This is a genomic window from Kribbella sp. NPDC049174, assembly GCF_043197365.1.
Lineage (GTDB): Bacteria > Actinomycetota > Actinomycetes > Propionibacteriales > Kribbellaceae > Kribbella.
The window spans coordinates 284125-296094 of sequence record NZ_JBICSZ010000001.1 but is presented as its reverse complement, the minus strand read 5'-3'; the positions used below and the strand labels follow the sequence as shown (position 1 = coordinate 296094).

General features: G+C 66.0%; 12 protein-coding genes and 2 tRNA genes. 9 read left to right on the top strand and 5 right to left on the bottom strand.

Going from position 1 to position 11970, the window contains the following annotated elements; all coding sequences use genetic code 11:
• The first annotated feature begins 23 nt into the window (after nucleotides 1–23).
• Both ACGFIF_RS01450 and ACGFIF_RS01445 read left to right on the top strand, forming a co-directional pair.
• Nucleotides 24–563, top strand: coding sequence for a hypothetical protein (locus ACGFIF_RS01450; protein WP_393150184.1), 540 nt, complete (start codon nucleotides 24–26; stop codon nucleotides 561–563).
• A gap of 171 nt (nucleotides 564–734) precedes the next feature.
• Nucleotides 735–807, top strand: a tRNA-Asn gene (locus ACGFIF_RS01445).
• 253 nt (nucleotides 808–1060) lie between these two features.
• On the opposite strand, the gene ACGFIF_RS01440 is transcribed toward ACGFIF_RS01445, so the two are convergent.
• Nucleotides 1061–1201 (bottom strand): hypothetical protein, encoded by a 141-nt coding sequence (locus tag ACGFIF_RS01440; RefSeq protein WP_393150182.1) that lies wholly within the window; start codon nucleotides 1199–1201, stop codon nucleotides 1061–1063.
• Between the two features lie 128 nt (nucleotides 1202–1329).
• Between ACGFIF_RS01440 and ACGFIF_RS01435 the strand changes: the two genes are divergently transcribed.
• Nucleotides 1330–1403, top strand: a tRNA-Ile gene (locus ACGFIF_RS01435).
• A 337-nt stretch (nucleotides 1404–1740) separates the two neighbouring features.
• Nucleotides 1741–2424, top strand: a complete 684-nt coding sequence (locus tag ACGFIF_RS01430; protein WP_393150180.1) for a hypothetical protein — start codon at nucleotides 1741–1743, stop codon at nucleotides 2422–2424.
• A gap of 863 nt (nucleotides 2425–3287) precedes the next feature.
• Here the strand turns inward: ACGFIF_RS01430 and ACGFIF_RS01425 are convergent.
• Nucleotides 3288–3668, bottom strand: a complete 381-nt coding sequence (locus ACGFIF_RS01425; protein ID WP_393150178.1) for a RidA family protein — start codon at nucleotides 3666–3668, stop codon at nucleotides 3288–3290.
• Between the two features lie 234 nt (nucleotides 3669–3902).
• Nucleotides 3903–4139 carry a histone-like nucleoid-structuring protein Lsr2 gene (locus ACGFIF_RS01420; protein WP_393150176.1) on the bottom strand — a complete coding sequence of 79 codons (237 nt, stop codon included), beginning with the start codon at nucleotides 4137–4139 and terminating at the stop codon, nucleotides 3903–3905.
• A 413-nt stretch (nucleotides 4140–4552) separates the two neighbouring features.
• On the opposite strand from ACGFIF_RS01420, the gene smpB reads away from it, so the two are divergent.
• Together smpB and ACGFIF_RS01410 are read left to right on the top strand one after the other, a co-directional pair.
• Nucleotides 4553–5032, top strand: a complete 480-nt coding sequence (gene smpB / locus ACGFIF_RS01415) for an SsrA-binding protein SmpB (RefSeq protein WP_393150174.1) — start codon at nucleotides 4553–4555, stop codon at nucleotides 5030–5032.
• 447 nt (nucleotides 5033–5479) lie between these two features.
• Nucleotides 5480–6442 (top strand): TIGR03619 family F420-dependent LLM class oxidoreductase, encoded by a 963-nt coding sequence (locus ACGFIF_RS01410; RefSeq protein ID WP_393150172.1) that lies wholly within the window; start codon nucleotides 5480–5482, stop codon nucleotides 6440–6442.
• A 62-nt stretch (nucleotides 6443–6504) separates the two neighbouring features.
• On the opposite strand, the gene ACGFIF_RS01405 is transcribed toward ACGFIF_RS01410, so the two are convergent.
• Nucleotides 6505–6897: a MerR family transcriptional regulator gene (locus tag ACGFIF_RS01405; protein WP_393150170.1), complete on the bottom strand. Its 393-nt coding sequence runs from the start codon at nucleotides 6895–6897 to the stop codon at nucleotides 6505–6507.
• Nucleotides 6898–7595: 698 nt separating this feature from the next.
• Here ACGFIF_RS01405 and ACGFIF_RS01400 point away from each other — a divergent pair.
• The 3 genes from ACGFIF_RS01400 to ACGFIF_RS01390 all read left to right on the top strand — a co-directional run bounded on the left by ACGFIF_RS01400 (nucleotide 7596) and on the right by ACGFIF_RS01390 (nucleotide 11098).
• Complete coding sequence (locus ACGFIF_RS01400) at nucleotides 7596–8174, top strand: hypothetical protein (RefSeq protein ID WP_393150168.1); 579 nt, start codon at nucleotides 7596–7598, stop codon at nucleotides 8172–8174.
• Between the two features lie 904 nt (nucleotides 8175–9078).
• Nucleotides 9079–9798, top strand: a complete 720-nt coding sequence (locus ACGFIF_RS01395) for an alpha/beta fold hydrolase (RefSeq protein WP_393150166.1) — start codon at nucleotides 9079–9081, stop codon at nucleotides 9796–9798.
• Between the two features lie 343 nt (nucleotides 9799–10141).
• On the top strand, nucleotides 10142–11098 hold the full coding sequence (locus ACGFIF_RS01390) for a calcium/sodium antiporter (protein ID WP_393150164.1): 957 nt from the start codon (nucleotides 10142–10144) through the stop codon (nucleotides 11096–11098).
• Nucleotides 11099–11115: 17 nt separating this feature from the next.
• Here the strand turns inward: ACGFIF_RS01390 and ACGFIF_RS01385 are convergent, their stop codons facing one another.
• Nucleotides 11116–11958 (bottom strand): DUF1028 domain-containing protein, encoded by an 843-nt coding sequence (locus ACGFIF_RS01385; RefSeq protein ID WP_393150162.1) that lies wholly within the window; start codon nucleotides 11956–11958, stop codon nucleotides 11116–11118.
• Between the last annotated feature and the right edge of the window lie 12 nt (nucleotides 11959–11970).

The window sequence follows — 11970 nt, the reverse complement described above, 5'->3', positions numbered from 1 at the left end:
GGCCCAACTGGAATGATGGGAGCGTGAGACTCAGGCGCACCACCTGGCCCCGCGAACTGACCGAGTCAGTGACCGCCACCTCGAGGCACGCGGCCGGCGGCAAGGAAGACATCCTCGCCGCGGTCCAGCTGACCGACGGTCACTGGGTCGCCGGTACGCGCTCCGCCGTCTACCTCCCCACCGACTCCCCCGACGCACTACGCCGGGTCGGCTGGGAGCAGATCGAGCGCGCCGGCTGGGACTCCGAGGCGTCGCTGATGCACATCTACGAGACCACCGCGTTCGGCACCCCGCTCCGCACAACCGAGCTGAAAGTCGAGGACCCAGGCCGCTTCGGCCAACTCCTCCGCGAGCGGGTCGACGCCAGCATCGTCGTCCAGCGCCACGTCCCACTGTCCGGCAAGCGCGGCGTCCGCATCGTCGGCCGCCGCAACCCGGCCGACACCGACGCCCCGGTCGCCTGGAACTTCGTTCTGGACAAGGGATTGGAGCCCGACCAGCCCGGCGTCGTCGACGCCGCCGAAGCCGCTCTCAAGTCCGTCCGCGAGGAGTTCGGCATCTGACCCTCAACCGGCGCGGAAGCCCACCGGAAGCCGCGCCGAACCCGCCTCGGAGGCGGCCCAGATCCTGCCCCGGAAGCCAAGGTCCCTGCCCCGGAATCCCGTTTTTGTAGTTCGACCTGGGGCTGCTAATCTACTCAGGTCCTCGGGGATCGGGGGCAAGATACACACCGATCCCGCGTAGCTCAATTGGCAGAGCAGCCGGCTGTTAACCGGCAGGTTACTGGTTCGAGTCCAGTCGCGGGAGCAACACGAAGCCGGTTTCCGTCCATGAACCGGCTTTCTTCATGCCCAGCCGCGGTACGACGTACGCCGTACCGCCAACACCTGTCCACCGCCGGAGGACAGACTGAACAGCCCTCAACCGATCACGGCTGAGGGCTGCTGAACGCGCGGAAAACCCCACCTGGCACGCAGCGTGACGAGCCCAGACCGCTTCCAGGCGGCCAACTGCCGGCAGGACCTGCCGACAGACCCAAGCTCAGATCAGACGCCCGTACTCAGTTCTTCTCCTTGCGGCGGTCGATGGCACGCTGAATCCGGTGCTGCGGCTGCCCCGTCAGCTTCGCCAGCAGCGGGACGCGGTACTTGTACGCCGCGATCGCCCCCACCACGAGCACGAGGATGATGAACCAACCCATCGGTCTTCCCTTCGTCGGGACCTGCCCCCATCATGCCCGGTGCCCGGTAACCACCCCTCAGTCAAACCCCTGACCCGCCCCTGGTTTTGATCCCCACCCACCCACACCCGATACGATCTCCCGGACATGGGGCGGTAGCTCAGCTGGTTAGAGCAGGGGACTCATAATCCCTGGGTCGCGGGTTCGAGTCCCGCCCGCCCTACAACACAAAACCGCAGGTCAGGGGAACATTCGGTCCCTTGAGTCGCGTGTTCGACCCGGATCCGTGACATGGCTCGTGACATAGAAGCGCGCTGGCGTCCGACCATGGCCGGGTCGTCGAAGCCGCGGCAGCGGCAACGAGGGAACGTCACAGCGCTGCCTTCTGGTGCGCTTCGAGTGCCGGTGTATGCCGGCCAGGACCCAGTCACGAAGAAGCTCTTCTACTTGACGCAGACAGTGCCTCCAGGTCCGCGGCAGGCGCGAGGCAGATCAGCTGTCTCCTCAATCGGATCGACGAGAAGCGGAACCCCAAGACGCGCTCAACGGTCGCCCAACTCATGGCCAGGTACCTCGATGTCGTCGACGTGCTGACCAAGAGGGGGTACCGCTCGAAGTACAACAACCACATCAAGCCCCTGCTCGGCGCGTCACAGCTTGCGAAGCTTGATGTTGCGGTGCTCGACTCCTTCTATACCGAGCTCCGGCGATGCCGGCACCACTGCCGACGCAAGACGTTCGTTCAGCACCGAACCGCGCGACCACACCAATGCGACGAACACGAAGGTGATCGCTGTCCGCGCAACAATCCTGACGGGTGTCCCCGCCGCCGTCGGATGTGCAAACCCCACGTCTGCAAGGGACTGTCCGACTCCACCGTCCGCCAGATTCACTGGATCCTGAGTGGCGCACTGGATCGCGCGGTCGCCTGGCAATGGATTTCCGTCAACCCGGCCGACCACGCGGACAAGCCCGGCGTGCCGACTCCGAATCCGCAGCCGCGCACCGTGGACGAAGTCGCCCTGTTGATCAACGAGGCCTACGAGCAAGACGAAGACTGGGAAAGGTTCCTGTCGACCAAGACCACAACAGGCGCCGCGGCGAGATGTGCGCATTCCGGTGGACCGACAGAGAGCGCAGGGAAGGCGCGACATCCGTCCTCAATATCGCGCGTGCGATCTTCGTCAACGACGACGGCGAACTCGAGGAGAAGGACACCGAGACACATCAGCACGGGCGAGTGATCTTGGACCCAGAGGGTGACGCGGTCTTGGACGAGCAAGTCCGTGGCCCACCGGCGACACCTTGCCTGGATCGCGGCCCTGTCCGGACCTGTCGCGTTGGTCGGGATCTTGGTTGAGCAGGATTGGCCCTTCGTCCTCGGCGTCGGACTGTTCATCGTTGGTGAGTTCCTGTACCAGACCAACGATGAACTCAGCCCGGCTGGCTTCAAGAAACTCCGCGAGGATGTTCAGACAGGTAGCCGGCGTCAGCGTCGGCGAACAAGTCGAAGAGGCAACACATCCAGCAGGCGCAGCAACATTGACCACGATGCACGAGGCTAGGGCTGATCGACTACCGGCAACGGCTAGTGCAGCCGGACACCCTCGCCGTTGCCTGGCCACCGGTCGACAGCCGCGGGTGCGTCGCAATCCCGTGACTGTGACGTCCGACGGCAGGTCTATCGGGGGATATTTCACCCGCGACTCGTGGCCCGTGCCGATCCCACCGGAGGACTCGGTCCCGCTGCCCGAAATCTCGACCGCCTACCAAGTGACGCGAGAGAAACTGACGCTCAACAACCTGCTGAAGGTGAAGGCCGTCTACACCGCCGGATGCATGACCGACCTAAACCGGGCCTCCCGGCGGACGTGGAGATCTGGGCACCCTGGGACTGGGAGGCCGACCTGTAGCGACCAGCAGGGATGTCCAGAGGCGCTGGAGCGAGCGGTTTCCGGAGCCGCGGCCGCCTGAAGTTGCCCAGTCAGGCGGGGTTGGTGAGATCTCATAATCCCTTGGCCGTGAGTGCGGCTTCTTTCCTGTTGGCCGCGTAAATCCGAACTGGCGCCGCCTGACTGGCTGACTTGGCTCCGGCTGGGAGCGGCCGTTATCCGACGAATGCGGTCATCCGGATCGAGACGAGCAGTCCAGGCAGGTCGACACCGAGCTTGGCGACGTAGCGAGTCGGCGGCTCGGACGGGAACCACCGCGCGTATTCCTCGTTCAGGCCGGCGAAGTCGGCAGGGTCTGTGAGCAGTACGCCCACCTCGATGACGTCTTCCAGGCTGGCGCCGCCGGCCTGGAGGATCGCCTCGCAATTGGTCAGCGCCTGTCGTGTCTGAGCTTGGATTGTGTTTTCGGCGAGGCTGCCGGTGCTCGGGTCGATGCCGACGATGCCCGAGACGAGCACGTGCGGTCCGGCCTTGACTCCCTGGCTGTAGAGCGGCGAACTCGGCGCGTTCGCGGTCGTGATGATCTGCCGTGCCATGACGGTCCTCCCTGTTTCTCCCGCATTCCATGCGCCAAGGCAGCATCGCAGGTTCGGCGTCCCAGCGTCGCCAGATGCAGGTGCACGCGGTTAGTTGTTCAGATTGCCGCGGGCTACGTCGACGCACTGAGCGGCGGGTGTGGGCAAGCCGGTAGCTGGTGCGGGGTTGGCGCTCGCTACGACCTGAGCCGCAGGTCCACAGCGTGCAGACCCGATAACCAGGTCTCCTGTCATCTAGTTGGCGGCGTCGAAGGCCTCGCGAATGTGGGCCGGGACTCGTCCTCGGTGATTGACCTCATACCCGTTCGCACGAGCCCACTCCTTGACGGTGCGAGCATCTGCATCAACTGTGCTTCGGCTGACCCGCCTGCCGCGTGCCTGGTGCGGAGGTCGATCTCGTACGACGTGCCGTCGAGCGCGAAGGGCACGGTTTCCCCCTTGCCCGCAGAGATCACGCTGCGTCGAGGTCATCGGTCAGCTGGATCTCGACTCGTTGGACCATGGGTCGCCTCCTGGCGGTGTGATGCAGGTGTAGCAAAGCATCGCTCACCACTCCACACGGAGGCGGTACACCCCGGCGGGGGGCCTACTGGGCCCCTGGCAGCCTTGAGGAACTGACGGGCGACGCCTTTTGTTGCCGAGTTCGAGCTGATCACTATCTGGGATCAGGAGACGCGAGCCTTCGACTCTCACTATGACCACTGCGAGTGGTCATGGTGGAGCGCAGACGTCAACTACTGACTCGCCGTCGGGGCAGGCCCCGCTCCCTGCCGTCCCGGAGTGGGGCGCACCTGCACCTGTCGTTGAGCCAGCTCGGCCTCAGTTGGCTCGCAGGTCGGGCTGTCGGGCTGTCGGGCTGTCGGGCTGTCGGGCAGAATCCCCGTGTGAAGAAGCCCGAGGCTGACCCTGTGGTCGCGCGTAACCGCAAGGCTGCGCACGACTACCATCTGGGCGAGTCCTGGGAGGCGGGGATTGTGCTGCAGGGTGCGGAGGTGAAGGCGCTCCGTGCCGGGCGGGCGTCTCTGGTTGGCGGCTTCGCCATTGTCGAGGACCGGGAGATCTGGCTGCACGGCGTGCACATCCCGCAGTACACCCAGGCCCGCTGGTTCAACGACGGCTCACGCCGCAAGCGGAAACTGCTGCTGCATCGTGCCCAGATCGACAAGATCGAGCGCAAGGTCAACGAGAGCGGGCTGACGATCGTCCCGGTGACCCTGTACTTCAAGGACGGTCGCGCGAAGGTGGAGATCGCCCTGGCCCGCGGCAAGAAGACTTGGGACAAGCGGCAGGTGCTCGCCGAGCGCGAGGCAGGCCGGGAGGCCGAGCGTGCGGTCAGCCGCCGGCTGAAGGGTCGCCGGGACTGATTCAGCGGTGCGTAGGGCAGTTCTTGCGGACCGCCACAGCCCCTGGGTGCTCATCCCTGAGAACCCAATGCGCGGGCCCTCAGATCACCTGTGACCTCCGCATCGGGAGCGCGGGTAGCTGCGGCCGAGCCCGATGCCGCCTGCCGCGCACACGCGATTCCGCGTGCTCCGGTCAGCGCCCGCGACTCGTATGTGTACGACCTCACACCCAGTCTGTTTGACCTTCACATCCATGTGATGGTTCGAGCATTGGTGCCATGCGAACGAGAGGGCACGGCTCGCTGACGACCTGGAAGGAAGCAGGCTCCCATTGGGGCTGCCAGGCGGATGGCTGCCTGCACTGAGCACCCGGCCGCGGTGCATCTCCGGCCGGGTCCTGGCATCGGTGACTCGTCGGGACTGCGATCTCTGACAACCCGTTGATGAACTTCACCTGATGGAGGACCCATGGAACTCGGTCTCGCGCTGCCCACTGCTGGGTCGCAGGCCTCGCCGGAGACGATCGTCAAGGTTGCCAAGGAGGCCGAACGGCTCGGTTACTCGGCCTTGTGGACGTTTGAACGCCTGCTCCGCCCGCTCGACAAGGTCGTGCTGTGGACTGGGGGTGAACCCGAGATGTTGCCGGAGTTCTACGGCTCGACGTACGAGCCGCTCGAGACGTTGAGCCATATCGCCGCCGTGACTGAGCGGATCAAGTTGGGCACCGCCGTCCTGGTGGCGCCGCTGCATGTGCCCGTGATGCTCGCCCGCCGGCTCGCCACCCTGGACCGGTTCAGCGGCGGCCGGGTGATCGCCGGTCTGGGACAGGGCTGGCAGCACAACGAGTTCGAGACGGCGAACGTGTCGAGCAGCCGCAAGGGCGCCCGTACGGAGGAATTCATCACGGCGATGCGGGCCGCGTGGGGCCCGGACCCGGTCCGGCACGAAGGCGAGTTCTACCGGATCGCGCCGTCGCAGGTGAACCCCAAGCCGGTCCAGGCCCGCATTCCGGTGCTGCTGGCCGCGAATTCGCCGGCCGCCGTCAAGCGCGCCGGCCGGATCGCGGACGGCCTGATCCCGATCACCTCCTCGGCGCAGGAACTGCGCGGCGTCGTGTCCACGTTCCATGACGCCGCCCGGGAGGCGGGCCGCGACCCCGCGGACCTCATGGTGGTCAACCAGGTGCCCTGGCCGACTCCGATCACCCGTGATCCGATCGGGGACGGCCGGCCCTTCCTCGGCGGATCGCCCAAGCAGATCGCCGAGGACCTCGTGGCCGCCAGCGAGAGTGGTGTGACCCAGGTGTACCTCGCCGGCGGCCAGGGCCTCGGGCTCGACGTGGGCCTGAAGGCCGCCGACGTAGACCAATGGCTCGGGCTGCTCGGTGAGGTGATCGAGGCGGCCGACTGCCGCGGCCTCCTCGCGCCATGAGGATCAGTGAGCAGCCGGCGCCAGCCGCCTTCGATGCGGTGCTGGCCGACCGGACGGCCACATCAGGCCGAGATTCTGCTCTTGTTGTTCGCATCCTTAACGCTGATGACCTTGTCGAGGTAATCGGCGATCGCATTCCTGTTGCGCGCCAGACAGTCGATGCGCTCGGTCAGCCGGGTCTGCTCCCGTTGCAACGTGGCGATCATCTCGGGTGTCACGTCAGGGACGTAGATGCTCTGCGACTGATCGAGGCACGGGAGCAGCTGCTGAATGATTCGCGTCGGCAGACCGGCATCGAGCAAGCCTTTGATCTGCAACACGATGTCGACGTGTGATTCCTGGTACTCGCGATAGCCGTTCGGGCCTCGGCTCGGCGTGATCAGCTGCTGCTCCTCGTAGTAGCGCAGCAACCGACGCGACACACCGGTCCGGTCTGCGAGTTCTCCGATCCTCACATGCTTCAGCGTACAACCTGAGCCTCACAACGATGTGAAGGTTCAAGACCCGTCGCGATACCTGGGCCGCCGCGTCGCGAGGAAGGCCAAAGAGTTCTTGCACGTCCGGGACATGCGCAGGCTCAAGGTCGATTGGCGGTTCAGCTGACCGAGGGCGTCGAAATCATCGCCCACTGGCATCTGTGCTCGCTGATGGGCAGTTCCGTACCAACGCGATGCCGGGCACGGGCGTCGGCGAGTCCGGCATAACGCGTAGCAATGTGAGGGCCGTGGAGCAGCCGGACGCAGCTCGTCTCGCCACATCGCCGGAGATACTGTGGAACGGTCTGCGGAACGAACTGGCGGCTAACAGAGTTGCCCAGTCGCTCAGGCCCACAGTCAAGTCGCCTCTTGAGCGCTCAACTCGGCCGTTGACGACTCAGTCCGGCGGCCTTCTGATCCGACCGTCAGTGCTTGAACCTGCGTGCCGCCGCGCGAGTCAAGGTCGACCGCCGACTACCACATGACTCACCTTCTCGGCCCCAACCGCAGGCTCTCCTCGGCTGCGGCAACCGACGGCGGTCGAGATCGTGGGGCGGAGTGTGGCAGCGAGGGCACCGCTCGCTGGGCCGTCGCCCTTCGGGTCGCGGGAGCCGCAGATGACCACCGCCCGTCGGAGATCGTAACGTTCGGTCGTGACCGTCCGATAACCCGTGGGGATGGTGATCCTTGTGGAAGATCCGGTGCTATGGAGCGCAATCGCGGCTCTGTCGGCTGTGATGGGCCTCGTCGTCGTGGCGGTAGCAGCCGCGATCGCGCTAAGCCAGCTCAGGGAATTGGTTCGCGCTCGACACCTCGATGCGATGTTCCGCGTCTATGAACTCATTGGCAGCGACGCGGCCCGCAGAGCCCGAAGGTACGTATATGCCGAACTGACGGCTGCACCGGCTGACGCGTCAGCGGTCGATCGTGAGAACGTTGAGACCGTCTGCATAACCTACGATCGCGTCGGCGCGCTCATAGCAGCAAATCTCGTGCCAGAACGAGAAGTGATGGCCAGCCAATCCAAGGTCATCCTGCGAACGTGGAACAGTGTTGAGCCCTACGTGAACTTTCGAGAGGCTGAGTTTGGCATCCCGTTCGCGCCTCATTACAGAGAACTCGCTGAGCGAGCCAGCCGATACGAGAAGGCGCGCCCGAGCTCATCGCGCGCTGCGCTGGGCAAGGACCTCTACCGCTCCAAAGCGCTCGGGCACGACCCAGACCCTGATGCCAGTCCCTCTCCCCCGTCGCGCTGAGCTCGCTCCAATCAGAGGCAACGCGCCTGGCGTCCGCCTCCCGCGGCTACACCAACGGTCAAAAGCAACCCGTCCCTGACTGCCTTCGCTCTGCCGGCCGCGCAATCCGCCTCTGGCGGCGGTTCGGCATCGAACGACTGACCGGCCATCGGCAGGACAGACGCGTGCCATGGTTCGTGCCATTGAAACGCGTCTTGAGGAGAGTCCCAAGATGGTTAGAGGATGTCGGATGCCGGACCCCTGCCGGCTGAAGTTGGCCATTGTGGCAAGTGGCGTGGCTCTCGTGATCCTTCGAGTTCAAGGCTGGCCGATCCGCCCAAATCGAGCCGAGGAGGGGGCATGGAGTCTCGCCAGTGCTCGCGACCCGCTGGCCGATGGGCGGCGGGATCAATTCTCCAGGGCCTGCCGGATAGCTTCAGGGTTTCGACCGCAAACGTTGCCGGGCATGCAGCCACTGCTGGGGAGAAGTGCCATCACGGTTACGGATTGGCTCGGAGCTTCGAGAAGAATCTTGGCGACCCATCGTCCGTCCTGGTCTGGTTCGATGGGCTCGGAGACGAACCATTGAGTAGTAGCTCCGGAGATTCGGTGTATCGCGATCGCGAACAATTAGCCGTCCGCTCGAGTGGGTTTGTACGTCCCGCGGACTTCTATCTGCCAGGCTGCGCCCTGTCGTGAGAACGAGACCGTGTCCACAGTGATCCGGTGCCTGCTCGGTCGGGGTTCGCCATCCGCTGGCGTAGCAGCTAAGCCGATGACGGCAACTGCGATGGTCGCGCATGCGCCGATGAGCGCGACCAGAACCGTCTGCCAGCGCTCAACGCGGCCACCGGCACGCGTGATGCGAGCGCATCGTCTTTGACGACTGTCTGCTTGTGCGTGCCGGGTGCAGACTGTTGGAGAGATGGGGTCAGGGGGAATGATGAGCACGTTCGTTCTAGTGCACGGATCGTGGGGTGGCGGGTGGGAGTGGCGAGGAGTGGCGAGCGAGCTGCGCCGTTCGGGACACGAGGTGCACGCCCCGACGCTGAGTGGGCTCGGCGAGCGCGCCCATCTTTCAGGTGTCGGCGTTGGGTTGACCACGCATATTGAGGATGTCGCGAGTCTGCTCTGGTTCGAGGATCTCGAGGATGTGGTGCTCGTCGGCTGGAGCTACGGCGCGGCCGTGTGCGAGGGAGTCGCGGATCTGACGCCGCAGCGGCTCCGCCTCGTGGTCAACCTGGACGGACCGCTCATCCAGGACGGGCAGGCAGTCGTCGACTCCTGGGATGCCGACGATCCCGACCGCGCCCGCCTCAAGGACACGCACGTGCCTCCTCCCTCCGAGGAGGATATGGGTCTGGCGCTTGCGGACGCCGATCTCTGTCACTGGGCCGCAGCGCGTCTGCGCCCCCAGCCGACGCGGTGCTGGACCGAACCACTGCCTGCCCGCGGAGGTCGCCGAAACACGGTCGCGCATGCCTACCTCGCGTGCACGGAGCAGCAGGACGATGAGTCGGCGTCACAGGTTGCTGCGCTTCGATCCGACCCCGCGTGGGAGGTTCATGACGTCCCGCTCAACCACCTCGGCCTGGTCTATGACCCACGGAGGATCGCCGCGGCCCTGCACAAGATCGCCCCCTGATCCGACGCGAGGTCGGCACCTGCTCGCGAACCTCGGCCTCGCCACCGCGCCATTTCCGCGCTCAGAATGAGGGTGGTTGGGGGTTGGTCTGGCGCCGTTCGGCAGGCGGCCGGCTGTCTGCGGCAGTGCGGCGCTGTGTGTGCGCAGCTCGGCTCAGCGCGGCCGCATCTATGCCGGTCGCTCCATCTGCGCACTACCGCACGTAACGAGGGCACCGTCACCGGCCTCCGGCCTCCGGCCTCCGGCCCAAGCCAGGGGAGCTGATCTGGCCACGTCAAGTGGCACGGTCTGATGGTTGCGGGGATGGGTTGGCGCGGGTTCGGGGGCGTGAGACGGTGGGGTGATGTCGAGTGCGCTGCTGATTGTGGGCGGTCTCGTCGGCCTGCTGGGTGGGGCCGAGTTGCTGGTTCGTGGTGGGACGGGGCTGGCTCTGCGGCTGGGGATCGCGCCGATTGTTATCGGGGTGACGGTGGTGTCGCTTGGCACCAGCATGCCGGAGCTGGCTATTGGGATCGACGCCGCGCGGCAGGGCAGCGCCGGGCTGGCTGTCGGCAACATCGTGGGCACGAACCTGGTGAATCTGCTGCTGATTCTTGGCCTCAGCGCGTTGATCAGCCCGCTCACCCTGGACACACGCACGGTGCGGTTTGATCTGCCGTGCATGACCGCGGCGTCGCTGGTGCTGCTGGTCGTCGCGCTCGACGGCAGCCTCGGCACGCTGGACGGTGTCGTGCTCGTTCTACTTGGAGTCGGTTACACACTGGCGGTACTGCGCACCAGCCGGCAGGAGTCACCGGCCGTCCAGGCGGAGTACCAGGCGAACTACGACGCGCAGCGGGCCCGGCCCTGGCTGCCTGTGGTGAGTCTCCTGGTGGGGATCGCGGTCATCGTGATCGGTGCGACGCTGCTCGTCGACGGCGCGGTCGACGCGGCTAGGGCGTTCGGTGTGAGCGATGCCGTCATCGGACTGACGATCATCGCGATCGGTACGTCGGCTCCCGAGCTGGTGACCACGATCGTCTCGACGCTCCGAGGGGACCGGGATATCGCCCTGGGCAACCTGCTGGGGTCGAGCGTCTACAACATCGCGATCATTCTCGGGGTCACGATCCTCGTCGCGCCCGGCGTCGTCGAGGTGCCCGACGAGATACTCGGCGGCGATCTCCTGCTGATGGTCGGCGCGGCGGTGGCCTGTGTACCGGTGTTCGTGTCGGGTCGCCGGATCACCCGTCTCGAGGGCGGTGTGTTCGTCGCGGCGTACGTCGCCTACCTCGCCTGGCTGCTCATCTCCCGCGCCTGACGCGCTGACTGAAGTGTTCAGGAGGCCGTCTCGGCTGCTTGGCGGCGGAGTTGCTCCAGGACGACCGGGTCGAGTTTGCCGGGCACAAGGCGCTCCTCGAAGTTCTCTGTGCTCGCCCAGGTGTCGAGCGCCTCGACCAGTCCGGCCGCCCGATAGCCGAGCGATGCCAGGCAGGCGGCCACCTCAGCAGCCAACGTTCCTTCCAACGGAAGGAGGCTCCCCGGATCCGGCTTGCCGAAGTACAACTCGTGGAGGTCCAGCAGACGGCCCAGTTCATCGATTGGCGCGCGATGGTCGTCGACGCGCAGGTCGATGGCGATGTCGAGCACGCCGCCGTACGCGGACCCTTCGCGCCACACGCGGAGCGCCGCGCTCTGGCGGCCGCGGCGGTCTCCCCCGGCCTGGTCGCCGGCCGCCAGCGCTGCCACCAGCCGCCGCTCGAACGCCTCACCGGCGCGCTCCTTCCAGGCGTCGGCCATGGCCTCTACTACTTGCGGGCCGGCCAAGATGTTGCCCTGGATCGCGAACCCGTCACCGGCCTGGCCGCCGGCCCAATCCATGCAGGATGCACCTGTGAAGGTGGCGCCCCGCCCATGGGCGTCGACCACGCCGATCTGGCGGTGCTCGCGCTCTTCGTCGGCGTCCGTCAACTGTGCCACCGCTTGGTCAGCGGACAGGCCGTTGGCGAGCAGATCGAGGCCGTCCGGCCCGTACGAGAGGTTGGCCATCGCCTGGGTGGCGACCGCACCGGCGGCGGCCCGTCCCCAGGGCACCACAGCGCCCACCGCCAGGAACTTCGATGCGACCGCGATCCCCGAGGAACCGGAGTCCGGATCGAACGCCACGATCGAGAAGGTCATCGCACTCTCCAG

Coding starts and splice junctions, on each gene's coding strand:
- ACGFIF_RS01390 (WP_393150164.1), top strand. CDS start 10,142: ATGTCGAGTGCGCTGCTGATTGTGGGCGGTCTCGTCGGCCTGCTGGGT.
- ACGFIF_RS01430 (WP_393150180.1), top strand. CDS start 1,741: ATGGCCAGGTACCTCGATGTCGTCGACGTGCTGACCAAGAGGGGGTAC.
- ACGFIF_RS01440 (WP_393150182.1), bottom strand. CDS start 1,201: ATGGGTTGGTTCATCATCCTCGTGCTCGTGGTGGGGGCGATCGCGGCG.
- ACGFIF_RS01410 (WP_393150172.1), top strand. CDS start 5,480: ATGGAACTCGGTCTCGCGCTGCCCACTGCTGGGTCGCAGGCCTCGCCG.
- ACGFIF_RS01420 (WP_393150176.1), bottom strand. CDS start 4,139: ATGACCTCGACGCAGCGTGATCTCTGCGGGCAAGGGGGAAACCGTGCC.
- ACGFIF_RS01400 (WP_393150168.1), top strand. CDS start 7,596: ATGGTGATCCTTGTGGAAGATCCGGTGCTATGGAGCGCAATCGCGGCT.
- ACGFIF_RS01385 (WP_393150162.1), bottom strand. CDS start 11,958: ATGACCTTCTCGATCGTGGCGTTCGATCCGGACTCCGGTTCCTCGGGG.
- ACGFIF_RS01395 (WP_393150166.1), top strand. CDS start 9,079: ATGGGGTCAGGGGGAATGATGAGCACGTTCGTTCTAGTGCACGGATCG.
- ACGFIF_RS01425 (WP_393150178.1), bottom strand. CDS start 3,668: ATGGCACGGCAGATCATCACGACCGCGAACGCGCCGAGTTCGCCGCTC.